The organism is Alkalihalobacillus sp. AL-G (assembly GCF_030643805.1).
Lineage (GTDB): Bacteria > Bacillota > Bacilli > Bacillales > Fictibacillaceae > Pseudalkalibacillus.
On record NZ_CP094656.1, the window covers coordinates 914107 to 938363 of the forward strand.

Here is a 24257-nt window from a genome sequence, read left to right on the forward strand (position 1 = left end):
TAATAAGAAGGCCATATTAATTAAACGGGTGCTTTAATGGAATAAGCCTACTGTCTATAAAAGTCAAGAGCTCGGATTCGAGCTCTTTTTCTTGTGATTTTATATGCGATTCCACCGAATGCGTGATTCACCTTGCCACTTAGGCTGCGAATTTCGTTTTTGTACCTCAAAACAGAAACCGTTACTTAACGGTTCGCTTCTTTTCGTTTTGGTACGGGATGAATACTGAAATCAGAAGCAAGCTCGGCATCAGGAAAAATTCGCTGCGCACTTTCCAATAGTTCGTGTTCTTTGTCCTTATACCGTGCACTGATATGGGTAATGATCAACCTTTTGACGTTGGCTCTTTTCGCGATGGTTGCTGCTTGAACCGTCGTCGAGTGATAAAACTCCTTCGCTTTTTCTTCTAAACCTTCCTGAAATGTAGCTTCATGGATCAGAAGATCTGCATTTGCCGCTAGAGTATAGATGGAACTGGTTGGTCGCGTATCTCCACAAATGGTAATCACCCTGCCTGGCTGCTCTGGACCTGTAAAGTCCTTCCCATTCAAGCTCCTGCCGTCTTCAAGCTCAACGATTTCTCCTGCCTTGAGCCTTTGGTAAACCGGTCCAGGTAGAACTCCGATTTCTTTTAGCCGCTCAACATTCAATTTTCCAGGCTGATTCGGTTCAGTGATTCGATATCCGAACGAAGGAAGGACATGATCCAGCTCTGCGATTTGAACCGTGTAACCATTCATTTTATATGCAAATCCATCCTCGACCTCAATAATGTCGAGCGGATACCTTAGGTAGGTTCCACTTGTTTGAAGCGTGACCTCAACGAATTCGCGTATCCCCTTTGGGCCATAAATCGTTAATTGATCTTCCCCGCCTTGAAAAGAACGAGTACCTAACACACCTGGAAGACCATAAATATGATCGCCATGCATATGCGTGATAAAGATCCTCGAAACCTGCCTTAATTTTATATTCGTATGTAGTACTTGATGTTGAGTCGCTTCCCCACAGTCAAAGAGCCATATTTCGCCTTTTCGATTGGTTAGAAAACGAAGTGCGATCGCGGACACATTCCGTTCTTTTGACGGGATTCCCGCCCCGGTACCTAAAAAATGAAACTCCACTTTTGCTCAACCTTTCTCCTGCAATACTAGTTTAAAAAACCGTCTAGTTTCCACGTTTACATATCTAGTATATCATCCCAAATTCTTCTTCAAACGTAGATGCATATCAGACTTCAGGCTGAATCAAAACCAATCTATTGCCTGTTATCGAAGCTCCTCAATCATCTTAAACTTAGGATAACGACAAATTACACGAGGAGAATGAAAATGCTTTACATTCCTAGTCGAGTAAACCGGGTAAAGGATACTCACATAAAAGGTACACCAAGAAACGAAGCAATTGAAATAATGATCGACCTAAAAAGCACGTTTTTATATTAACTAAAAGGAGCTGGAATTGAATGTTGATTAAGGAGAAAACATCGAAAAAACACGTCATTGAAAAGAATGATGAAAAGGAACTGGATGTAACGGTAGAGATGGGGATCGGTAAGCTGAAACTGTCGGGTAGGTCTGAGCAGATAATGGAGGGAACATTCAAGTATAGAGGAGATGAACTAGAACCTACTATGGATTACGCGAAGGAAGGCGAAAAAGGAACACTCGTCATTTCACAAAAATCAGTGAGTAAATGGGGTCAGTTTTTCTCAGCAAAACAGGATTGGGACTTTTCACTGAACAATCAACTTCCTCTTTCATTATGCATTGAGATCGGGACAGGGAAATCAGAACTCGACTTATCCGATTTAAATTTACAAAAGCTATCGATTGATGCAGGTGTAGGAGAGTCCGTCATCGATCTAACCGGTGAGTGGAGCACGAGCTTTAAAGCTGAGATGAATACGGGTGTAGGGAAAACGAAGATCATACTACCTAAAAAAGTAGGGGCAAGGCTAACTCTTTCAAAAGGAGTTGGCAAAATAAACGCCGATTATTTCATGATGGTCGGTGACGCCTATCAAAACCAAGCGTATGATGATGCTGATGTGAAAATTGACATAAATCTGAACGTCGGTGTCGGCGAGGTCATACTTGAACAGGTTTAAATCGAGAAAGTAGCGGGATAGTGCCTGACCTTTACAAAACTTAGAAAAGAAATTATAAAGGGACCTTCCGTAACGGAACGTCCCAATTTCTATTTGTTTATGGATGAAAATGGGGATTTCCCGATATATTTTAATTTTCACTCATATATGCAGAATTTTTCCCTAGACCTGCGTCAGCCTACAGGGGTTGCAGCACTTTACCCGATATTAGAACGTTTTCTGGTAAAATCTTCGTCTGGGTAGTACGCATTTTTAACGAGCAGGTTTGGGCCGAGGCACTCAACAGCTGGACAATGACAATTTACAGATGCAGCGAGATCACTGTTCATCCAACGGTCGTAAACATCCTGTAATGAATCAGTTTGGATATTACCAAGTATAGGAGCATCACCAAAGTCCGTTACGATCACGCTACCATCGAAAATATTGACATTGATTCGAGAGCGGCCATCTGGGTCATTTCGAACGGTCACATTGTTCTCTCCATACAGTCGGTGTAGCAATTCGAGATCCTCGGGCTCATTGCTGCACGGGTAAAATGGAAGGGTTCCGAATAACATCCAAGTATCACGATCGCGTACATCTAAAAGACGACGGATTCCTTTACGGATTTCCGGAAGTGTCGCGACCTCCAAGTTACTTGCAAATGCACTCGGGTACATTGGGTGCACCTCGTGTCTTTGACAACCCATTTCAACAATCTGTTTATGGATCGCTTCAAGATGCGGTAACGTCCGTTTATTCAGCATCGTTTCTGCAGAGACGATTACCCCAGCAGAAGTAAGCGCCTGAGCGTTTTCTACCATCTTTTTAAAATAGTTTTCACGCTGCCCGACTGAAGGTTTCTTCTCCATCATCGCAAACCCGATTTCATTAAAATCCTCAACGGATCCGTAATTATGTGAAATATGTAGAACGTCCAAATAAGGCGTAATCAGCTCATAACGCTTGAGATCGAGAGTCAAGTTCGAATTGATTTGTGTGCGGATGCCACGTTCGTGTGCATATCGAAGCAAAGGAACGACATACTCCTTGACTGATTTCATCGAAAGCATCGGTTCTCCGCCTGTGATACTAAGTGCACGTAAATAAGGGACTTCATCCAGTCGACGGAGCATCAGATCGATTGGCAGTGCATCCGGATCCTTCGGTTGTAATGTATAACCGACGGCACAGTGTTCACAGCGCATGTTACAGATTGTCGTTGTCGTGAATTCGATATTACTGAGTACCATTTGTCCATGGTCCTTCACTTCAAGGTAGGCTTCCCATGGATCATTTTCAGGTGTAATTTCAGGTAAACGTCCAGCTTCTTTTAACATTAAAAAAGAACTCCTTTTATGTAACAAAATAGTCTGCTTGCCCATGCACCTGCGTCTACAAGACCGAACTATGAAGCGGGCTTTCTCGGTACAACTCGTAGCCTATATGCAAGTATCGCTCGTTGCTGCCGATTAATGCTTCCTCGGTACAAATCCGTAAAGTTGGAGCAAGTAACACTCTTTACTATAGCATGAACGAAGTCGTTTCCAGTTACTTGCACAATGTTCTTATAATTGGCGCTCCATCACTATGCTTGCTTTTTCAAACCCCATCTTCTCATATAGCTTGATAGCCCCGTCTTACCGAAAACATGAAGACCGACCTTCCGTGCACCAAGCTCTTTTACGTGATCATGATAAAGTTCAATCGCTTTAGATGCATGCTCTTTCCCTCGATAAGCTGGATCGATCCAAATTTCATAAATGTAAGCTTCTTTCTCAACTTGGTTATAAAAGTACCAAATGACTCCAGCATTATTTTTCAGCTCATCCACAACATTATATAAATAATGGTTCACCGTATTCAGGCCATCACTCAATAATTCATTGAACTCATTTACAGCCAGGTCTGATGCCTGTACAAACGTCATGTCATAATTTTTAATGATGTTGTCTGTGTATTCTTCAGGAGAACGTCTGCGCATCATTTCTTGAAATTGAATCATTCAACTCACCCCTTGGTTCATGTATTACCAAGTTCCTTATACAAAAGTATGAAAATTCTGAAGCGTTATGAGTGAGTGTCCTCTATCGTCTGTGTCATAATGGAAAAAAAGGAGGAGGATATCAATGAAAGCAATCGTACATACTTCGCCAAAAGGAATGGAAGGTACGGCTTTTCAGGAATTTGAATCGGCTGAACCAAAAGCTGGCGAGGTTAAAGTTCAACTGAAATCAGCAGGGCTTAATCATAGAGATCTTTTTGTTTTAACTCGTCATGGTGATGGTGAGCCTCCATTTGTCATCGGTTCGGACGGTGCAGGGGTGATCAACGGGGTTGGAGCGGATGTCAACAATGTCAAAGTCGGGGACGAGGTCATCATCAACCCTGGACTGGGCTGGCATTCAAAATCGCCCGCACCTCCAAAAGGATTCGATATCCTTGGCTACCCGTCAAATGGGACGTTTGCTGAGGAAATCGTCATTACAGCCAATAGCGTTGAACCGAAGCCAACCCATTTGAACTGGGCGGAAGCGGGTGTTTTGTCTCTTGCAGCGTTAACGGCCTATAGAGCTCTTTTTACAAGAGGACAAGTGCAGGAAGGACAGCATGTGTTGTTGCCTGGTGTCGGCAGCGGTGTCATCACGTTCATTTTACAATTCGCAAAAGCGGTCGGAGCGAAAGTTACTGTTACATCGAGAAGTGAAGCGAAGCGACAGCAAGCTCTCAAACTAGGAGCAGACCATGCGATCGGTAGTGAAAAAGACTGGAATGAGGCATTGGACGGGGAAAAGGTTGATCTTGTTATTGAAAGTGTTGGTGCTGCTACATTTGAAAAATCTTTGGATCAAGTAAAAAAGGGTGGCACGGTTGTCACGTTCGGTGCTTCCGCAGGGGATGAAATTAAACTGGATATCCGAAATTTCTTTTATGGTCAATACAATTTGTTAGGATCCACGATGGGAAGTCGCGAGGAACTACGTGAAATGCTTCAATTCATTGAAAACTACAACATTAAGCCCGTTCTTGATAAAACGTATCGCCTTGAAGAATATGAGGATGCGTTTAATCGACTGGAAGCAGCCGAACAATTTGGAAAAATCGGATTCGCAATTTCTGAGTAAAACGGTGCATAAAAGCTGATTCTATGGGACATCACTTTATATAAATAACAAAAAAGGTGATGCTCATGAAACGATATCTATTCAATACATTATTATTTTTCGGAGTGGCGGTCGGTGTTATTACCGTATTCCAGATGGTGGCTCAAGCGCCTGATTTAGAGCTAACTGAAACAAAGGCAGAGGCACGTACATTGCTAGCCGATCGACAAATGGAAATAAACGTTGAACTTGCTGATTTCTCATTCAATCCAAATGAAATTCGGCTAAAGGCCAATCAACCGAATACACTCATCCTGAAAAATACAGGAAACACTCAGCACACATTCACGGTTGAAGCTTTAAAAATTGATATTTTACTTAAGCCGGGTGAAACGAAAGAAGTCGTTGTGACCCCTAGCAAAACCGGAACATTTAAGCTTTACTGCCGTTTTCATCCAAGAGAAATGGTTGGAGAAGTTATCGTCGAAAAGTAAAGTATAGGAGGGGGCTCAGAATCGAGTCAACCTCCTTTTTTCATTATTTCGACACAGTTCCATATAGGATTCGACGCACCCTTTCCCGTATGTATAAAGTAGAGATCCAAATTTGAAAGGGTGATGGATATGTCTAAATCAACTGAGGCAATTCAAACATCACGACATATTGACCTCGCACGTTAAGAAAGTATAAATACTTTCTATAGTATAAGTGCAACTAAGGCTCAGCCTACGCCAAAGGCTTGGCTGAGCCAAGTTTTCTTTAAAAAAGTAACCGATGGTGTTTTTGCGGCAATCAGCAAAGACGGAACTGGCTCAATGGGAAACAGCGGCTTTGCCGATCTAGGCGAGGGGCTTCTTATTTTTGATACGTTCCTGACACCACAGGCGGCAGAGGATTTAAGAAGTGCTGCAGAAACAATAACAGGGAAACAAATATTGTACGCTGTGAACAGTCACGAGCACGGTGACCATGTCAGAGGGAATCAAGTTTTTTCGGATGTTCCGATCATTTCTACGGATAAAACACGTAAAATTATCAAAGAGTCATTGTCTGGTCAAATTGCACAGCAAAAACAAGACGGCGAAACCTTTTTAGCCAGTATGAAAGAAAAATCAGCGAATGAAACAGACCCTCAAAAAAAGAAACGACTCGAACTATTAATTGGTACGATAACGGAAATAAACGAGTCACTTCTTCATTTTAAAATGACCTTACCAACTGTTTGCTGTGAAAACGACCTGGTCATCCATTGTTCAAAGCGAAAAGCACTCATCAAAACGTGGGGTGGCGGTCATTCTAAATCAGATTCTGTACTTCTTTTACCGGATGATAAAATAACGTTTGCCGGCAATCTATTGTTCTTCGATACCCATCTTGCATTGGTTCACGGAAATGCGGTGGAATGGTCTAGAAGCTTAAACGAATTAAGTAAATATGATATCGAAACCCATGTTCCTGGCCATGGCCCAATTGGAAACGAACATCATTTTGAGCTGAATCAATTGTATTTAACGGATACTTTGAATTACTGTAACAAAATGGTTAAGGAAGGGGTTCCAGCAGAGGAAGCGGCTTCCGGATTTGAGCTATTTGATTATGCCGCAGAATGGGAATCTAAAGATACAGTTCCGTCTACTATATGGTCGGTTTACGAACAGTTAAAAAAGTAACCTGATCCTAAAAACAAAAGACCTCATCAGCCGTCCATACACATAGATGAGGTCTCTGTTATTTCCGTTTTCTTAACCGAACATGTTCCAAAGAGAAAGTGCTGCAAAAATAAATGCCAATATAGCAATCGTGCCAGCAAGTAACGGTCTAACTAAGTTCATAAATGTGTTCATTATACTCATCCCCCAAAAAATGTTTTATTACTAATTAAGACGAAAAAACGGACTTAAAGTTTCAGTGCCATTACGATTATTACGAAAATGTTACAAAAGAACTAGGCGCTTAAAAAAATCTAAAATTATTTTAGGAATTTTGGTTTAGAAATTGTAGGACGGGGTATCCTTTAAGTAACAACCTTTTATCCCCCTAACCCCTAAACCCTAAGAGAAAACCTTTCCCGAAATCGGGGAAGGTTTTTTCGTACGTTTATAAAGCCTGAAAATTCTTTCTATAGTACAGTATCGGTAAGAAACAATGGTCAAGCTGCTACCAGAGCTTTACGATTTACACCGGCCCGGGATTTACTGCGAAAATGGAAAATTACTGTGAAACCTTAGGATTAACTGCGAAAATTCGAAATTAACTGCGAAACCCATTGTTTTGTCCATAATGTTGAAAAGTCTGATCCTATCTCAGTATAAGTGTACTAGGGCAGTCATCTGCGCTTTGGCTTGGTGCCAGCCAAGCTTTCTTTATGTTATTGCATTGAATAAATTACCAATTTTCAAAAATGAAAAATTGAAGCTTCTTAGTTCTAGTTATAGTTGAAGTATGTAATAATAAGGATTGTGAAAAAATGAGATCGAGTTAATAAATAGATTGTTGAACATGGAGAAGGAGGCACACTTTGTGAATACAACAGAGGTTCAACACGTGGATGTAGTCATTGTTGGTGGTGGGCTGGCAGGTCTTTCTGCTGCAGCTTACCTATCAGAAAAAGGAAAGAAAGTAGCACTATTGGAAAAAGGTCTATTAGGTGGAAGAGCCGTGACAATCAATCTAAAAGGATTTTCGTTCAACTTTGGTGCTCATGCGATCTATGGAAGAGATACTTCGATTCTTAGAACCTTTGAAAAGGAGCTTAGAATTGACGTTGATTGGCGGGACTTTAAACCAGATAAAGCCAAATACGATATCGGGAATGAATTAACCTCGGTTCCGGCAAACGTGAAAGGACTATTCCGGACAAAGCTGATGAAAGGTGCCGACAAGCTTAAATTCACCTTTGAAATTTTTAAAACCCTTACACATATGGAAAAAGGTCATCCACACTTATCAATTAAAAAATGGATGGATCAGCATCACCTGACGGAAGACGTAAAGGAAATGATGCTAACCCTTGCGTCATCTAACTTTTTTACAAGCGAACCGGAAAAAATCCCATCCGATGTTTATTTCGATTACTACCGCCGCCTATTTACGACGAACAAACCAGTTGCATATGTTGGCGGTGGCTGGCAGTCGCTCATTAATAAATTCGTTACCGTGATCGAACGGAACGGCGGTGAGATTTTCACAAAGGCGAGAGTGGAATCTGTTACAACAGAGGGAGATCGAATCGTAGAAGTACAATCGAAAAAAGGGAACCTCCGTGCGAAGGAATTCGTCTTTTGTGCACCGCCATCTGAATTGTCGAAGATGTTCGTCGACACGAATCTGGAGCACTCTGTAAAACATTATGCACACTATGAACCAAGCTATGTTTTCGTCTATGACCTCGGTTTGAAAAATCGAATTGATGTGCCATATTCGTATGTTTACGATAAACATAACAAGATGTTCATTACCGACATCAGCTTCTATGATGAAGGCTGCGTACCAGACGGGGGACAACTGCTTCAGGCGATCGCGTATATCAAAAAGGAAGAACTGGAAGACAAAGAACGGATTGCGGAAATTGAGGGAAAAATTGAAGCAATGTACGATAAGCATTTTGAAGGATGGCGGGACGAACTTGTCGTTCCGCGAAAATCGAAACGAGCGTCTGCGCAAGAAATCAAGTGGAAAATGAACCAAGAACCGATGCCGGTATATTTCCCTGATTATCGAAATGCATTCTTTGCGGGGGACTGGTGTGAAGGAAAAGGTCAATTATCGGAGCTTTCATTCACATCTGCATACGAAGCAAGCCAGCTTATTCTACAAAAAGACAAAGATCAATAAATTAGGACTGCCCTTGAAAAATCGGGCAGTCCTTTTTGCACGTTAAGAAAGTATAAAGTACTTTCTATAGTATAAGCGCAACTAAGGCGATCGCCTGCGCTAAGGCTTGGCGCTAGCCAAGTTTTCTTTAGATTTTACATGTAGTTTGTTAAGTTCTTTAACATGACGAAGGATGAAGCGGATACAAGAACAGCAAATCCGATCCATGCCGACACTCCAATCATACCACTTAAGAATGAAGCGACAAAAACAAGAACCCCGATTCCCGCTATGTATAGTCCAGCCAGTTTTGCTAAACCTTCTTTATCCTTAATCTCGCTTTTATCATAATCCCGAATCATAATAATTGATTTTTTCCATATGAAACTCAATCCAAGTAAAATCAATGCACCGCCAATAACAGAAAAAACTACGAGCTGTTTCGTTACCATCGTTCGACCACCTTTGTTTTTCTCTAATTCTACTTTACAGATAAGGGTGACGATTGTAAACGGTTTAACGTAAGTATAAGCAGAGGTACTTTTCTAAGATTGAATGGTTCAATCATGGTTACCGTTTTGAATACTCGGGTATATAAACGATTAAAAGGAGGCGGAAAGCTATGATGTGGCTATTATTGTTGGGTGCACTGTTGATTGTGCTGGCTGCGGCCATTTATTATGACAAAAGGAAAAAGCACGAAGCAGATGTTCATTACAACCCAAAGGAATATGAGAAACGACCACATCGTCAGCAAGCAAAAGAGAAGTACCATGAACACTATGGAATTGGTGGCGAAGGAAACCAACCACCTCCAACTTGAAAAAATTCATTTGCAAACTCAAAAATTAGATTGTTAGCTCCGCCTCTCGATTACTGAGAGTTGTGGGGTTTTTTCATTAAATAGACAAGCTATAGGAAGTGAAACCGCAGTATTGACTTGATGACCAAAGTGTTGTCGGATGGGTTTGCATCCATTGATGAGCGGCATATTCCGTGAGTTGGTGCTTTTCGCGAAGTTGGTTCAACTGACTGTATATGTTCTGGGGGAACAACAATAGTAGGAAGGCAATTTTTATTTTAAAGAGATCGAATTCATTCCATCGCTAAAGTAAATTGGCTTTCTTCGATCAACTTTTGTAAAATAATGATAAAAAGATAAAGGATCGGGGGTTCACCATGACTTCAACTGGACTAGTATTGGAAGGCGGAGGAATGAGGGGTGTGTATACAGCAGGCGTTTTAGAATACTTTATGGAGCAGGATTTCTACCTCCCATATGTGATCGGTGTATCTGCGGGAGCCTGCCAAGCCGCATCTTATCTTTCCAGGCAGAAAGGGCGAAACAAACAGGTATGTATCGGCTATGTCCAGCACCCTGATTACATCTCAATTAAAAATTTATTCCGAAAGAAACAGTTATTCGGAATGGATCTTATCTTTGATGCGATCCCAAATCAACTCGTTCCATTTGATTACGAAACCTTCCACCAAACCGGAGAAAAGTTTCTCATTGGAACGACCGATTGTATTACGGGTGAGGCGGTCTACTATGAGAAATCCGCTTATCGCGATAAAATCCTACCGATCCTACGTGCGTCTAGTTCACTTCCATTTATGGCCCCTGTGATTGAGTTTGAGGGGCGGGTATTAATGGATGGTGGAATTTCAGATCCGATCCCGCTTAAACGGTCTGAACAGGACGGCAATCAGAAAAACATCGTTATTCTAACCCGCAATGATGGCTATTTAAAAAGACGCTCAAAAATGAATTGGCTAGCCAAGCGGTTTTATCCAAAATATGAAGGACTTATCCAACGTTTAGACGATCGTTTTCAAAAATACAACGATACGATTTCCTACATTTCTGAGAAAGAGGCATCTGGTGACGTTTATGTAATTCGCCCCACTGAGCCACTAAAAGTTAGCCGCGTAGAACGAGATCCAGTAAAACTGACCGAACTATACGAACAAGGATACGAAGATGCCGCCAAACATTTAGAGCACATCAAGAAATGGATTAAGCAACCTTCTGAATTGGTTAAGGATGCTTCCCCTTCGTAAATCGAAATATGATTTTATGGGTAGAATTCGTAAATTAACAATAAATCGATCCAACTTCAAAATGCTTTAGAAACAAACTAATACGAGATTCGCAACCTCCTGAAAAACAATTTATAATTACCATAATTTTGAGAGGGTAGACTCAATTCAGGAGTTAGTCCCTCTCTTTTTTATTGGAAGACACATTAATTGACAAAAGGTTAGGATTTGATAAAAAATAAGATTAGTACATACTCTAGGAGGATATTTAATGGCAAATAAAAAGAAAAAGAAAAATCAAACGGTATATAAGCCGCCAAAAAATAGTAATAAAGGCTTTATCTTAATTATAAGCGGAATTTTCATATTAGCAGCGATCCTGTTATTTTTTGTGAGCAATCAAGAGCCAAAAGGAGATGCGACTGGCAACACCGACATTGAGGTTTCCTATGAAGGTCAGCCTTCGATCGGTGAAGAGGACGCCCCCGTCAAAATATTAGAGTTCGCCGATTTCAAGTGTCCGGGATGTGCGCATTTTGCCGCAGAAATTTACCCACAGATCCAGAAAGATTTTATCGATACCGGAAAAGTAGAAATGTTTATGGTGAACAAGCCATTTGTAGGACCTGATTCTACAACTGCTGCAATTGTCGGTGAAGCTGTTTTGGCTCAAGATGAACAGGCATATTGGGAATATTATGAGCTTGTATTCAGTAATCAGGGGAAAGAACAAGAGCAGTGGGCCACCGAAGAGTTTTTGATTGGCCTGATCGATGAAAACATCGAAGGTATTAATATTGAACAATTGAAAAGCGACATTGATGCTGGTAAATTCGAAGATGAAATTAAGGAAGATATCACAATGAGTAATGAAGTCCAAAGTACACCAACCATCGTCATTAACGGCAAGCAAATTCAAGACCCATTTGATTACGAGGGTACGATCAAACCAGCTATCGAAGACGCTATTGCAGATAACAATGAATAAGCTTTTATCTACAGCTTGGATCGTATCAATCGTTGCAGTGCTTGGAAGTCTTTATTTTAGTGAAATAGCAGGCTTCATTCCCTGTCAGTTATGCTGGTACCAACGGATTTTGATGTACCCGCTCGTCGTAATTATCGGGGTCGGATTGTACGTAGATGATGCTAAGCTTCCTTACTATGTCCTGCCATTAAGTATTCTCGGTGTTTTCGTATCGGGCTTTCATTATCTCCACCAAAAGACCGAGTGGTTCGCAACTGCGGTTCAATGTACTCAAGGAGTTCCGTGTTCAGGAGAGTACATCAACTGGATCGGCTTCATTACGATCCCGTTTCTAGCGTTAACCGCATTTATTTTCATAACGATATTCCTGATCCTTCAATTGAAAAAGTAAAAGCTGGCTGATCATCTACGGGTGATCGGCTTTTTCTCTGTAGTCAAAAGACAAAATGGTTGTTCAAAGAGAAACAAATGGATACGATAAAAAGATAGTAATGTAAACAATAGAAGGGTGATTGCAATGAATCAGACGATAGACACAATCCTCAACCATCGATCGATACGCTCCTTTAAAGATGAGCCATTAACCGAAGAACAAATTTCCACGATTGTACAATGTGCACAAGCTGCAGCAACATCAAGTTATCTTCAGGTGTATTCGATCATTGGAGTAAAGGAACCTGTGAAAAAGAAAAAACTTGCTGAATTAGCTGGCAATCAAGAATATGTCGAAGACAACGGTCACTTTTTCGTGTTTTGTGCCGATTTGAACCGCCATAAATTAGCTGCTGAATTAGAGGGGATTCCGATTGAAAATGTAATTGAAACGTTGGAATCCACTGAAAAATTCATGGTTGGTATGATTGATGCGGCACTTGCTGCACAAAATGCAGTTATAGCGGCGGAATCAATGGGACTGGGGATTTGCTTCATAGGTGGACTACGGAATAATCTTCCGGAAGTGGCTAAAGTTTTAAAAACACCAGATCGAGTCGTGCCGCTCTTCGGACTATGTGTAGGTGTACCAGATCAACAGCCGGGGCAAAAACAACGCTTACCAATCGACAACGTCTACCATGTTGATGAATATATCCAGGATGAAAGCCAATTCAAACAACAGTTATCGAACTATAACGAGGACATCTCCGATTATTATCTAAAAAGAACTCAAGGAAAACGATCCCATACATGGACGGAAATTGTGACTGGGAAAATGACCAAGCCCGTCCGGATGTATATGAAAGACTTTTTGAAAAGCATCAAACTACCTTTAAAATAGGTTGATTTAACCGAATAACTCTTCGCTCGTTGACCAAAACTAATAAAGGAAACTTGGTCCCTAAAGGGATGACCTAAAGGCCTCTCGCCAATCCTTGGCGCAGGCTGAGTCTTAGTTGAACTTATACTTGGAACGTTAACTTTTCCACGACGTCGATTATCCTTCTAGCTGAAAAGTTATACATTCCTAACGTACAAAAAAGCGGAGGGATTCGAATGACCAAACGTAAGAAAGTTCAAAACAAGGTGCAGCACCATAACCAGACACCGACGGAAAGTTTGCCTGATTATGAAATTGCCGATGAAATTGCAAAAGGACCAGTAAGGTTTGATGATAAGGATATCCCAAAGCGGAACAAACAGAATCTATAAGACAAAAACTCGTCCAAGCAGCTGGACGAGTTTTTAATTATTCCGACGAAAATTTGATGTATGAATCAACGTTCCCGATAGTCATCCTTCATGATCTTGCTATGAAAATGTATAGCCTTGTATAAGTAGTAGGGGTACTTGATGAATTTTATGACCAAATTAAAATAGAACATCATTTATCCTCCTGACAGCCTCTGCACCCAATCCATGTAAGGATGACCATGTGGTAACCTCATCGGAACGGTTTTTACCTTTCAATCATGGAAAATAGTACTTTTTTCTGTGTGCTCTATTAGACGATAATTAATGTCATTCGGTTCGGCAAATTGGAAAAATAGTCAGTTAAAATCAGTTCAAATGCTTATTTAATTGTTCCGCTTGTGCAAGTGCTTCAATATCGTTAAGAACTTCGCCTGGTTGATTGCCTTTTCCAATTATATATCCGCCAAATTCCATGGATACAAAATCAAAAATATAGCTGAATTGCTGGATGAGTGGCAAGGCTTTAAGTTTTGGATTATCGCCTCCGCAGCAAATGACGTATGCAGTTTTCTTGGACAATTTATCTTTGAAATCAAAACGGGAATCACGTAAATTTTGAGACCATCGATCGATGAGGTTCTTCATAATCCCAGACATTCCATACCAGTAGACAGGCGTGGCAAAAACAAGAATATCATGATCAAGCATCATTTCAACAAGCCGATCGTTATCATCCTCAACAGGTTGAAAACCACCTTCTGTATGTCGCAAATCATCAATCGGGCGTATATTGAAATCTCTCAAATGGATATGAGTCACATCCAGCCCATCTAATGCTTTCTTGGTTAAAAGTTCTGTATTTCCATCATCCCTTGCACTGCCATTTATCGCTAATATCTTCATAAGACACTTCCTCCTTTTACGTTAGCCATCTAATCATATCCTAACCTTTCGTCCATATGCGAATATGTTGCTTCCTAAAATCAAGCAAGATCTTTGCGTCCACAAAACGAATTTGTTACCCTTTTAAAACAATGAACATATGGAAAAATTTTATAGGCAAAAACCTTGAAAGTCAAAATAGGTCAAAGTATAATGCTATTAAAGATCAAAGATAGTCAAAGTCAAACCATACCATCATATAAAACATTAGGAGGTCATAACTATGCGTTGTCAAAAATGTCAAATAAACGATGTAAATGTAAAAATGACCCTTTATATAAACGGGAATACACAACAACTACATCTATGCTCGAAGTGTTATCAAGAAATTCAAAATGAAATGAAACAACCGAGCGGATTCGGTTCTTTCGATAATCCAATGTTTGATCAGATAGATTCCTTTATGAATGGGTTCACATCTGATTCAAACCATAAGCAAGAAAAAAATGCAGCAGGTAAAGGTGGCGGACGTGGAGGGCTTCTCGATGAACTTGGCCGTAACCTGACAGATGCAGCGAAAGCAGGGCTTATCGATCCAGTCATCGGACGCGACAAAGAAGTCAAACGTGTAACGGAAATCCTCAACCGACGTAATAAGAACAACCCGGTATTAATCGGTGAACCTGGTGTCGGTAAAACCGCGATTGCAGAAGGTTTGGCACTTAAGATTTCAGAAAAAGATGTTCCAAATAAACTATTGAACAAGGAAGTGTATTTACTTGATGTTTCTTCACTTGTTGCGAATACAGGTATTCGCGGCCAATTTGAGGAACGGATGAAGCAGCTGATCGCTGAGCTTCAGCAACGTAAAAACGTCATTTTATTCGTTGATGAGGTTCACCTGCTTGTCGGAGCCGGATCTGCTGAAGGTTCAATGGATGCAGGCAACATTTTAAAACCAGCACTCGCACGTGGGGAGCTTCAAATCGTTGGTGCAACAACATTAAAAGAGTACCGACAAATTGAAAAGGATGCTGCGCTTGAACGACGCTTCCAGCCTGTCATGGTGAAGGAACCGACAATGGAAGAAGCGATGGAAATTTTAAAAGGACTAAAACCAAAATATGAAGACTTTCATGAAGTCCAATTCTCGGATGAAGCTCTTAAAGCCTGTGTTTCATTGTCTCACCGCTACATTCAAGATAGATTTTTACCAGACAAAGCAATCGACTTGATGGATGAAGCAGGTTCGAAAATGAATCTTGAGCATGCGGGTACAAGCGAGGGTCAAATTCAAGAGCGACTCGAACAGATTGGCAAAGAAAAAGAAGAAGCGACAAAAGCAGAGGATTATGAGCGTGCAGCAAAACTTCGAGACGAAGAAACGAAGATTCACGAACAGGCAGCGACTGCAGACTCAGGCAGTGGAAATACCGAAATCAAGCTTGAAGACATCCAATTGCTCGTTGAAGAGAAAACGAGTATCCCGGTCCGTAAGCTGCAAAGCGACGAACAGAACAAGATGAAGCATTTCGCTGAACGTCTTGGTGGTAGTGTCATCGGTCAAGATGCTGCGGTCGAAAAAGTGGCAAAAGCGATCCGCCGTAGTCGTGCCGGGTTGAAATCGAAAGTGCGTCCGATTGGTGCATTCCTATTCGTCGGACCGACTGGTGTTGGTAAAACGGAGCTGACGAAAACGCTCGCAAAAGAATTGTTCGGATCAAAAGAATCATTGATTCGTCTCGATATGAGTGAGTACATGGAGAAGCACTCTGTTTCTAAGCTGATCGGTTCCCCTCCAGGCTATGTTGGGCACGAGGAAGCCGGGCAGCTGACAGAACGTGTTCGTCGTAACCCATACAGCATCATTCTGTTGGATGAAATTGAAAAAGCTCACCCAGATGTCCAGCATATGTTCCTTCAAATCATGGAAGACGGCCGTCTGACCGACAGCCAAGGGCGCACAGTAAGCTTTAAAGATACGGTCATCATCATGACAAGTAATGCCGGTACAGGTGAGAAACGAATCAAGGTCGGTTTTGAAAATGATACGAACGAAGCGGTTTCCATTTTAGAGAGCTTAAGTGCATACTTCAAGCCTGAATTTTTGAACCGTTTCGATGCAATCATTCCATTCAACGAATTGAATGAGGGTCATCTCGTTGAAATCGTTGACTTGATGCTTGATGATATCCGTGAAATGGTAGCAGATAGTGCACGAGAAATCGAAGTAACGGAAGCAGCGAAAAAGCAAATTGCCCGACTCGGATATGATCCGCGATTCGGAGCACGTCCGATCCGACGCGTTTTACAGGAAAAAGTGGAAGATGGAATCGCAGATCTTCTTCTGGACGAAGAGGACGTCACCAAAATCGTAATTGATGTAGTTGATGAGGAAATCGTTGTACGAAAAGGGGTAAATGATCAAGAATAAAGGATGTCTCAATTTTTAAAATACCCTTTGTAACGGCCATTTTAAAAAAAGAGCTATGCGACACTCAGAAGATGATTCCTGTATTGTAATCTGTACCCCTTGTAAAGGACAATTTTAAAAAAGGCTAGGCTGCGTTAAGAAGATGATCTCTGTATTGAACGGGGGTCATCTTTTTCATATTCCATTGGTATCTATAGGAGTTGTAGTATTTAATGGCAGTTTTTACTTCCCGTTTAAGATCTTTCAGTGTTTTACAGGATTTTATTTCAGCTAAATCTTTGAAATGACCAAAAAAGGATTCCTGTGGGGCGTTGTCCCAACAATTCCCCCTTCTGGACATGGACTGGCCCAGTCGATGTTTCTTCACCAACTTTTGATATACAGGGCTGGTATAATGACTCCCTTGATCAGAATGGATGTAGGCTCCTTTAGCCAGTTTAACCTTCCTATTCTTCTTTAACTTCTTAAGCGTGTCCATAGCGATGTCGAGCGTAATTCGATCCGAAACATTATGGGCCAATACTTCATTGGTAGAGGCATCTATAATGGTTGATAAATAAGCCCTTTCCCCTTTCCCGAAGTAGAGATATGTGATGTCTGTAAGCAGCACCTTATAAGGTACTTCCTGTTTGAACTCTCTGTTAAGCTGGTTCGAAACGACTTTGTGCTCCTGGGTGGCTTTCATAATACGCTTGTAAGGATTCGCTCTCCGGATAGGACATACAATGCCATACTTGTTCATGACTCTCCCGATTCTTTTAAGGTTATAGACAATATTAAATTGACCTGCCAGTATCATTTTAATTTGGCGGGCTCCTTTTTTACGGTTCTTAAAGTGAAAGGCTTTGAGAATAACATCCCGGACAACTTCATCCTTTTTCTCTTTTTCCCTTCTTCGCTTTACTTGTTTCGCTGAAAAATAGTTATAGAGCCTTGACGAGATACGCCTGCAGATTTACAAAGGTAAGTGATCATGTTTTTTAACTTATATTTCTCAATGATGTATCGAATGAGGACGAACTTCTGATCAGCTGATAAGATCAGTTCTTTTTCTTTAGCCCCCTTTCGGCGAACTTTATCTTTTTTAGCAATTCGTTCTCTGCTTTCAATAAATTATTTTCCGCCTCTAACCTTGCATATTTTTCTTCATTGGAAAGTTCTCTTTTCCTTGGTCTTCCTGATTGTCCTCTTCTTGCATCCTGAAGTCCCAGTGCTCCATTTTTACGATAGGCTTTCCCCCACCTTTCAGCAGAACATTTAATACGTCTAGTTCCAATAATCTCTGTATCAAACCCGTACTCTTCAAAAATCTCTCTAGAGAATTTCCCACGTTCCTTTTGAACAATAAACAGCTGCTTGAATTCATCAGTATAGGTGATGGCTTTTGAAGTAACGGACTTAACATAAGGATTTTTTGATAATAGTTCGATCTCTTTTTTTGTGAAGCATTTTTTACTCATGTGTGTTCTCCCATCCCATTTTTCACTCTAATTGTACACAAAAAGACCCTGCAGAGTAGACCTTTTTTTAATGTGTCTACTCTACAGGGTACAGTTTATTGAACAGGGGTCATCTTCTTTTTATTCCATTGATTACTATAATTGATTGTTATTTTTTAAAAAAGAAATTCTACTAATAAAGATTTTTGAATATCCCAAATGACAGCGGACCTAAAGGACTATTTCTAAATACTTCTGTGGGTCCGTTTCAAACGGACCTTATTAATATAGTATGGAAATATAAGGTTACTTATTTGAAAATACTTAATCCTAGCTTAACCATAACCAATCGTAGGGGAGCACAAACTAATCACACCCAATGGTTAGAAGAGGCCGGTTAAGTCAAGGAAGAAAAGATAGGAGAGTTTTTATGCTTGAAAAGAAAGTAAACATTCCCAATTTTAGTCACCAATTACAGCTTTCACGTAAATTGGTATTGGCAGGATATGCTGTATTCATTTGGTCAATAGCCTATATGTTGCCACATCTTTATTGGGCTTTAGGCGGCACAGTTGGTTTGTCGCTGCTAAAGCCATCTATTGCCGAGTTATCTTATTGGGAAATGATCAATTGGGTAGCATCTGTATTCCTCACAGCGGCGGGACTCCTCGGTATTGCATTTATTTATCTTAGGAATCAAATGGTCATTAGGTGCTTGCTGCTCGCGATAGCCTTGATTGGATGCTCGATAGCGACCTCCCATGGTATTTATGGGATCTTCTACCGAATTTTTCAAATTACAGGTGTTGTAACGGTGGAATCGGGTCCGTTTATTGCTGAGGAACATACTTTTGTGTGGTCGGATCTTTTATTATTCGAACCATGGTTTATGATCGAGGGTATACTGCTAGGAATCCTTGGTTGGTGTTACATTAATAAGCCACGCAACAGACGAATCTGGTTGACCCTCTGTACGATCGGTATACTGATCGGTTTAATTTCAGGTCTCTTGGGTGTTCGATTTGCGTAATTACCTGGATCACCCTTTAAAATTGCATCAACAATGTGATTCACCTTTAATGTTCACAGGGTTTTATCCCAGCTATACCTTTGAAAAGACCTGCAGGGTAGACTTTTTTAAAATGTCTACTCTGCAGGGTGCAGTTTTATTAGGAGTCATCCTTTTTATTACCACATAGGCTCTTCTTCATTACTCAGTTCCACCTTATAAGGGATAAAAGCGATTACGATAGATTCCAATAAAAAGTACGGTTGAAGCGCCGAATGAGCTCAGAGGTGTCCCTAAAGGAAGAGGAATGATCCCCAAAAGCGAAAGATTATTCCGCGACTTTGCAGATAGGAATTGTTTCTTCTTGCAGTACGGACAAATCCTTTTGCGTATTTTGAACAGATTGATAATAGTTTGTTTCCAAGTCCATTTCCGATTGCAATTTGTTTTGACATGCGGGAATGAATCATTCACTGCTCCAACGGAAGAATTTTGATGCGAGAATAGTTGAGACGACGGCAATACCAAGAAGGACACTTACTTCAAGGCCATAATCCCAGATCGGCCCTTGTGTCCATGTTCCACGCAACAATTCAATCGTATAATAGAGCGGCAAGATTTTCGATACATACTGCAGCACCTCAGGCATCATTTCGAGAGGGAACGTCGCGCCAGACAGAAACAGCATCAGATTTAAAAACAATGTGCTGATCGCCGCTGCCGTCTGCGTATTTTTTGCAAGTGAAGTCAAAAACAAGGCAAACGGGAAAAAACAAAGAATACTGATCAAAAGTGCAACTAACGTGCTACCGATGTATTCAGGCAATGTAAGGTCGTACATGAGCATTCCGAAAACCATAAGAAGCACGGCTGATATTGCAAAGATTACTGTTCCCTGAACCGTATGGGCCATCAGGATTTTCCATGGCTGAAGCGGCGTGGATTGATAACGGCGTAAGACACCTGTTTCCCGATAGTTTGTAAGTACCGTTCCGAGCGTAAAGAACGACGTCGTTACAATATTAACGCCGATCCAGGACGGTACGTACAGCTCTGCAAACGTTCTGCCACCCATTTGACTCCCGGTGAACATCGATCCGAACAGCCAGATCATCAACACTGGAAAAAGGAACGTCCAGAACACACTCAATCGATCCCTGAAAAACATCTTCGTTTCAAGTCGTGCTAGCTTTACAAGTGCCGTCATGCCGTTTCCTCCTTTTTTAGATAATGGACGAACAAATCATCAAGCGTGCCTTTTTCAAATTTGAAATTCCGAATCTCAATCTCTTTTTCATGACAATAGTTAAAAATATGGTAGGCAGTTTGTTGAAGCTTTTCACTGTAAACCTTGTACGTATCATGATCATGCTCGACCCTTATAACGCTCGGAAGTGAAAGCAAACCATCGTAGTCGAACAAATCGCTTTGGAAGGACAGGTAATTGACGGTCATTTCGTCCAAAAGCTGACGAGGTGTATCCAATGCTTTTAGTTGTCCGCCATAAATCATTGCTACGCGGTCGCAAAGCTTTTCAGCTTCTTCCATATAATGAGTGGTAACGACGATCGTACAGCCTTGTTCCTTTAACAGATGAATCATCGACCAAAGCTCCCGTCTCGCGTGTGGATCCAACCCCATACTCGGTTCATCGAGAAACACGATTTCCGGCTGATGAAGAGTGGCTAGTGCAAGTGTCACTCGTTGTTTCCAACCACCCGACAAGTTTTCAAAGCTGTCATTCAGCTTTTCCTGTAAACCAAGTTGTTCGATTAAACCCCCTTTTTGCGAGTTGTTCGGATAAAAGGATTCAAATAAGTCGAGTGCCTCGCTTACCTTCATTTTTTTTGGGATTGAAGTCGCTTGAAATTGAACCCCGATCAGTTTGTTCAACTCCCGGAGCTGTCGACTAGGCTCCAAACCTAAAACATCTATTTTTCCATTGTCCGGTTTACGAATACCTTCCAGCATTTCGATTGTAGTTGTTTTCCCTGCTCCATTCGGACCGATGATTCCGAAAACCTCACCTTTTTGAACCGTAAAGGAGATTCCTTGAACCGCCTTCGTATCACCGTACGATTTTGTTATATTGTCAACCTGTATGACTGTACTCATGTTCCGTACCCTCCTAGACTAAGTCAAATACTTTTTATGTTTACGCGAATAAATAGAAAAGGTTTCATGATGATATTGGAGGTATTCAGAAAATGCAGCTATTCCAGAACATCCTTTATTACAGGATGAGGGAATCATACGCTTTTAAATTATGGTATCGTATTATTACAACCAACTATTTCAACTTTCGAAAAATTCAACATCAGCTGGAAAGGGTGAGTGGATATGGATATAAAACTGATTCCAATAGGAGATACGGCAGTTACGCTTCATTTCGGATCGAAAATCAATGAGAAAACAGGCAACCGAATCCAGTCGTTTACTAGCTTATTAATTCAACAATCCTACTCCTGGCTCATTGAATTTGTTCCTGCTTATACGACGGTGACGATCTACTACGATCCTATAAATCTGATGGAAAAGGGTAAGTCACCTTTTTCCTATATAAAACAAACACTTCAGGACCTTGCGGATAAAATTAAAGACGAAAGCAATACAAATGCAAGAACCATCGAGATTCCTGTCTGTTATGGAGAAGATTATGGACCCGATTTGGAGCACGTTGCAACATCCAACAAGCTGTCAAAAGAGCAAGTGATCGATCTTCATAGCAACAGCAACTACCGCGTGTATATGCTTGGATTTACACCGGGGTTCCCCTATATCGGAGGACTGGATGAAGCACTTGCAACTCCACGTAAACAAACACCAGCTTCCCGGATTCCGGAGGGGTCAGTAGGGATTGCTGGCCATCAGACAGGTATTTACCCGAATGAATCGCCTGGAGGCTGGCAAATCATCGGCCGAACTCCACTGAAATTATTTAAAGCGGTCCACAAACCGCCAACTCTTTTACAAGCAGGAGACCGAGTTCGATTCCGTTCCATTACTGAGCAGGAGTTTCTAGCATTGAAGGAGGATGAGCGATGATTACGATTGTTCAGCCTGGGCTTTTTACGACGATTCAAGATAAAGGTAGAGTAGGCTTTCAAAAATTCGGTGTTCCGGTGAGTGGGGCTATGGACATTGATGCGCATCGAATCGCAAACCTGCTCGTTGGGAACGATGAAAACTCAGCGACCATAGAAATGACGATTCAAGGCACCGAGATGAAACTCGAACAGGATGCACTCGTCGCTTTTTTCGGAAGAGGACCGACTTTACGTACAAATAGTCGCGAACTGCCGCATGGAAGACCGCACTTCCTGTCAAAAGGATCAATTGTCAAACATGCCTTTACCGGAAGTGGAGCAAGAAGCTATATGGCGGTGGCAGGTGGAATCAATGTACCGATCATTATGGACAGCCGCTCCACCTACACAAGAGCATCATTTGGAGGTCATGAAGGGCGCCGATTAGCCAAGGGGGACCAGCTGGAGATCGGGAAACTGACAACTGAACAAGAGAAAATCCTACAATTTATAAAAGAAACAGGCACGGACCATCTAGTTACTTGGTTCGTTCCGTCCCAGTTTTTCGACTCGGATGTACCGAACAACACGATCCAAATAATCAAAAATGAACAGCTCGAGACCTTTACTATAGAGAGTCAAAACGCTCTTTTAGCTCGTCCATTTACGGTAACATCACAATCCGACCGTATGGGGTACCGCCTCGAAGGTGCAGAACTGTCAAAGAAAAGCAGTAAAAATGAGATTTCCTCTGCTGTTCCATTTGGGACGATTCAAGTTCCCCCTGACGGTAACCCAATCATTTTACTTGCAGATCGGCAGACGACAGGAGGTTATCCCATAATCGGATACACGGCAAGCATCGATCGCCATAAGCTTGCACAAATGAAGCCCGGGGACAAATTATACTTCGAATCGATTGATGTAGAAGAAGCTCAGGAACAATTTTTCTTAAAAGAAGAGGCGATACGTCAGGTGAAAGCGGGTATTAAATTACGCTTGAAAGGATTGAAGAAGAAATGAAAATCGACTTGAATTGCGATCTCGGCGAAAGCTTTGGTGCTTATAAAATCGGATCCGATGAACAAATATTAGATTACGTAACGTCCGTTAACATTGCTTGCGGTTTTCATGCTGGAGATCCTCCAACAATGAGAAAGACAGTCAAGTTAGCCCTCGAAAAAGGGGTGAAGGTTGGAGCACATCCAGGGCTTCCGGATTTGCAAGGGTTTGGCCGGCGAGAGATGGCAGTCACCCCAGATGAAGCATATGAATTCGTCGTTTATCAAATCGGTGCACTATCGGCCTTTGTAAAAGCAGAGGGCGGAATACTACGTCATGTAAAGCCCCACGGTGCTCTATACAATATGGCTGCGAAAAACGAACAGCTTGCAGGAGCGATTGCTGAGGCGATTTATCATGTGGACCCGGCGCTGATCCTTTACGGACTTTCGAATAGTGTACTCATCCGGGCAGGTGAGTCGATCGGGCTAACAACTGCGAATGAGGTGTTTGCCGATCGAACCTATCAATCAGATTGTACACTAACTCCTCGTACACAACCGGAAGCCCTATTGATTGAGCAGGAAGCCGTCCTGAAGCAAGTCGTACGGATGGTGAAAGAACAAAAGGTTTGTTGTTTACAGGGGACAGATGTTGAAATCAAGGCAGATACGATCTGCATCCATGGAGACGGCCCGCACGCACTTGAATTCGCGAGATTCATAACAGATAGTCTACAAAAAGAAGGTATAGAAATCACACCGTTATAGTACCTTAAAAAAGGATCTATTCATTT

24 protein-coding genes and 1 pseudogene are annotated in these 24257 nt (G+C 41.5%); 16 read left to right on the forward strand and 9 right to left on the reverse strand.

Annotated elements, in window-relative coordinates; translation table 11 throughout:
• Positions 1–185: 185 nt before the first annotated feature.
• Entirely contained in the window at positions 186–1124 is a 939-nt protein-coding gene (gene rnz, locus MOJ78_RS04665; protein ID WP_304980045.1) for a ribonuclease Z, read from the reverse strand.
• A 341-nt stretch (positions 1125–1465) separates the two neighbouring features.
• Between rnz and MOJ78_RS04670 the strand changes: the two genes are divergently transcribed.
• Positions 1466–2110, forward strand: coding sequence for a toast rack family protein (locus tag MOJ78_RS04670; RefSeq protein ID WP_304980046.1), 645 nt, complete (start codon positions 1466–1468; stop codon positions 2108–2110).
• A 197-nt stretch (positions 2111–2307) separates the two neighbouring features.
• Here MOJ78_RS04670 and yfkAB read toward each other — a convergent pair whose 3' ends face one another.
• Complete coding sequence (gene yfkAB, locus MOJ78_RS04675) at positions 2308–3432, reverse strand: radical SAM/CxCxxxxC motif protein YfkAB (RefSeq protein ID WP_304980047.1); 1125 nt, start codon at positions 3430–3432, stop codon at positions 2308–2310.
• Between the two features lie 248 nt (positions 3433–3680).
• The gene (locus MOJ78_RS04680) at positions 3681–4097 is read right to left on the reverse strand and encodes a GNAT family N-acetyltransferase (protein ID WP_304980048.1); all 417 of its coding nucleotides are present in this window, start codon (positions 4095–4097) and stop codon (positions 3681–3683) included.
• Between the two features lie 124 nt (positions 4098–4221).
• Between MOJ78_RS04680 and MOJ78_RS04685 the strand changes: the two genes are divergently transcribed.
• From MOJ78_RS04685 to MOJ78_RS04700, 4 genes are all read left to right on the forward strand, one after another.
• Positions 4222–5217: a zinc-binding dehydrogenase gene (locus tag MOJ78_RS04685; RefSeq protein WP_304980049.1), complete on the forward strand. Its 996-nt coding sequence runs from the start codon at positions 4222–4224 to the stop codon at positions 5215–5217.
• A gap of 65 nt (positions 5218–5282) precedes the next feature.
• The gene (locus tag MOJ78_RS04690; protein WP_304980050.1) at positions 5283–5690 is read left to right on the forward strand and encodes a cupredoxin domain-containing protein; all 408 of its coding nucleotides are present in this window, start codon (positions 5283–5285) and stop codon (positions 5688–5690) included.
• Between the two features lie 321 nt (positions 5691–6011).
• Entirely contained in the window at positions 6012–6866 is an 855-nt protein-coding gene (locus tag MOJ78_RS04695) for an MBL fold metallo-hydrolase (RefSeq protein WP_304980051.1), read from the forward strand.
• Positions 6867–7716: 850 nt separating this feature from the next.
• Positions 7717–9030 carry a phytoene desaturase family protein gene (locus MOJ78_RS04700; RefSeq protein WP_304980052.1) on the forward strand — a complete coding sequence of 438 codons (1314 nt, stop codon included), beginning with the start codon at positions 7717–7719 and terminating at the stop codon, positions 9028–9030.
• 134 nt (positions 9031–9164) lie between these two features.
• Here the strand turns inward: MOJ78_RS04700 and MOJ78_RS04705 are convergent, their stop codons facing one another.
• Complete coding sequence (locus tag MOJ78_RS04705; RefSeq protein ID WP_304980053.1) at positions 9165–9461, reverse strand: hypothetical protein; 297 nt, start codon at positions 9459–9461, stop codon at positions 9165–9167.
• Positions 9462–9631: 170 nt separating this feature from the next.
• Here MOJ78_RS04705 and MOJ78_RS04710 point away from each other — a divergent pair, with 170 nt between their 5' ends.
• From MOJ78_RS04710 to MOJ78_RS04735, 6 genes are all read left to right on the forward strand, one after another.
• Positions 9632–9832 (forward strand): LPXTG cell wall anchor domain-containing protein, encoded by a 201-nt coding sequence (locus MOJ78_RS04710; protein ID WP_304980054.1) that lies wholly within the window; start codon positions 9632–9634, stop codon positions 9830–9832.
• A 356-nt stretch (positions 9833–10188) separates the two neighbouring features.
• A complete protein-coding gene (locus tag MOJ78_RS04715; protein WP_304980055.1) occupies positions 10189–11073 on the forward strand; it encodes a patatin-like phospholipase family protein in 885 nt (294 codons plus the stop codon).
• Between the two features lie 250 nt (positions 11074–11323).
• Positions 11324–12040 (forward strand): DsbA family protein, encoded by a 717-nt coding sequence (locus tag MOJ78_RS04720; RefSeq protein ID WP_304980056.1) that lies wholly within the window; start codon positions 11324–11326, stop codon positions 12038–12040.
• Positions 12033–12431, forward strand: a complete 399-nt coding sequence (locus MOJ78_RS04725; protein ID WP_304980057.1) for a disulfide oxidoreductase — start codon at positions 12033–12035, stop codon at positions 12429–12431. Before MOJ78_RS04720 ends, MOJ78_RS04725 begins: the two co-directional genes overlap by 8 nt.
• 126 nt (positions 12432–12557) lie before the next feature.
• Positions 12558–13316, forward strand: coding sequence for an oxygen-insensitive NADPH nitroreductase (gene nfsA / locus MOJ78_RS04730; protein ID WP_304980058.1), 759 nt, complete (start codon positions 12558–12560; stop codon positions 13314–13316).
• Between the two features lie 215 nt (positions 13317–13531).
• The gene (locus MOJ78_RS04735; RefSeq protein ID WP_304980059.1) at positions 13532–13687 is read left to right on the forward strand and encodes a protein YkzP; all 156 of its coding nucleotides are present in this window, start codon (positions 13532–13534) and stop codon (positions 13685–13687) included.
• Between the two features lie 348 nt (positions 13688–14035).
• Here the strand turns inward: MOJ78_RS04735 and MOJ78_RS04740 are convergent, their stop codons facing one another.
• Positions 14036–14572: a flavodoxin family protein gene (locus tag MOJ78_RS04740; protein ID WP_304980060.1), complete on the reverse strand. Its 537-nt coding sequence runs from the start codon at positions 14570–14572 to the stop codon at positions 14036–14038.
• Between the two features lie 262 nt (positions 14573–14834).
• Between MOJ78_RS04740 and MOJ78_RS04745 the strand changes: the two genes are divergently transcribed.
• Positions 14835–16985, forward strand: coding sequence for an ATP-dependent Clp protease ATP-binding subunit (locus MOJ78_RS04745; RefSeq protein ID WP_304980061.1), 2151 nt, complete (start codon positions 14835–14837; stop codon positions 16983–16985).
• 124 nt (positions 16986–17109) lie between these two features.
• On the opposite strand, the pseudogene MOJ78_RS04750 reads toward MOJ78_RS04745, so the two are convergent.
• Positions 17110–18445 (reverse strand): annotated as a pseudogene (locus MOJ78_RS04750) (IS3 family transposase).
• A 409-nt stretch (positions 18446–18854) separates the two neighbouring features.
• Here MOJ78_RS04750 and MOJ78_RS04755 point away from each other — a divergent pair.
• Complete coding sequence (locus tag MOJ78_RS04755; protein WP_304980062.1) at positions 18855–19454, forward strand: DUF3995 domain-containing protein; 600 nt, start codon at positions 18855–18857, stop codon at positions 19452–19454.
• A gap of 195 nt (positions 19455–19649) precedes the next feature.
• Here the strand turns inward: MOJ78_RS04755 and MOJ78_RS20860 are convergent, their stop codons facing one another.
• From MOJ78_RS20860 to MOJ78_RS04765, 3 genes are read right to left on the reverse strand one after another with little or no spacing between them, the layout of a single operon-like run.
• The gene (locus tag MOJ78_RS20860; protein WP_370529765.1) at positions 19650–19970 is read right to left on the reverse strand and encodes a TIGR04104 family putative zinc finger protein; all 321 of its coding nucleotides are present in this window, start codon (positions 19968–19970) and stop codon (positions 19650–19652) included.
• Positions 19900–20640 (reverse strand): ABC transporter permease, encoded by a 741-nt coding sequence (locus tag MOJ78_RS04760; protein WP_304980063.1) that lies wholly within the window; start codon positions 20638–20640, stop codon positions 19900–19902. The genes MOJ78_RS20860 and MOJ78_RS04760 overlap by 71 nt, the downstream gene beginning before the upstream one ends.
• On the reverse strand, positions 20637–21548 hold the full coding sequence (locus MOJ78_RS04765; protein WP_304980064.1) for an ABC transporter ATP-binding protein: 912 nt from the start codon (positions 21546–21548) through the stop codon (positions 20637–20639). Before MOJ78_RS04765 ends, MOJ78_RS04760 begins: the two co-directional genes overlap by 4 nt.
• Before the next feature lie 225 nt (positions 21549–21773).
• On the opposite strand from MOJ78_RS04765, the gene pxpB reads away from it, so the two are divergent.
• Genes pxpB through MOJ78_RS04780 form a run of 3 tightly spaced genes read left to right on the forward strand, consistent with a single transcriptional unit; the run spans position 21774 to position 24231 of the window.
• Positions 21774–22478: a 5-oxoprolinase subunit PxpB gene (pxpB, locus tag MOJ78_RS04770; protein WP_304980065.1), complete on the forward strand. Its 705-nt coding sequence runs from the start codon at positions 21774–21776 to the stop codon at positions 22476–22478.
• Positions 22475–23482 carry a 5-oxoprolinase subunit C family protein gene (locus tag MOJ78_RS04775; protein ID WP_304980066.1) on the forward strand — a complete coding sequence of 336 codons (1008 nt, stop codon included), beginning with the start codon at positions 22475–22477 and terminating at the stop codon, positions 23480–23482. Before pxpB ends, MOJ78_RS04775 begins: the two co-directional genes overlap by 4 nt.
• Positions 23479–24231, forward strand: a complete 753-nt coding sequence (locus MOJ78_RS04780; RefSeq protein WP_304980067.1) for a LamB/YcsF family protein — start codon at positions 23479–23481, stop codon at positions 24229–24231. Before MOJ78_RS04775 ends, MOJ78_RS04780 begins: the two co-directional genes overlap by 4 nt.
• Positions 24232–24257: the final 26 nt, after the last annotated feature.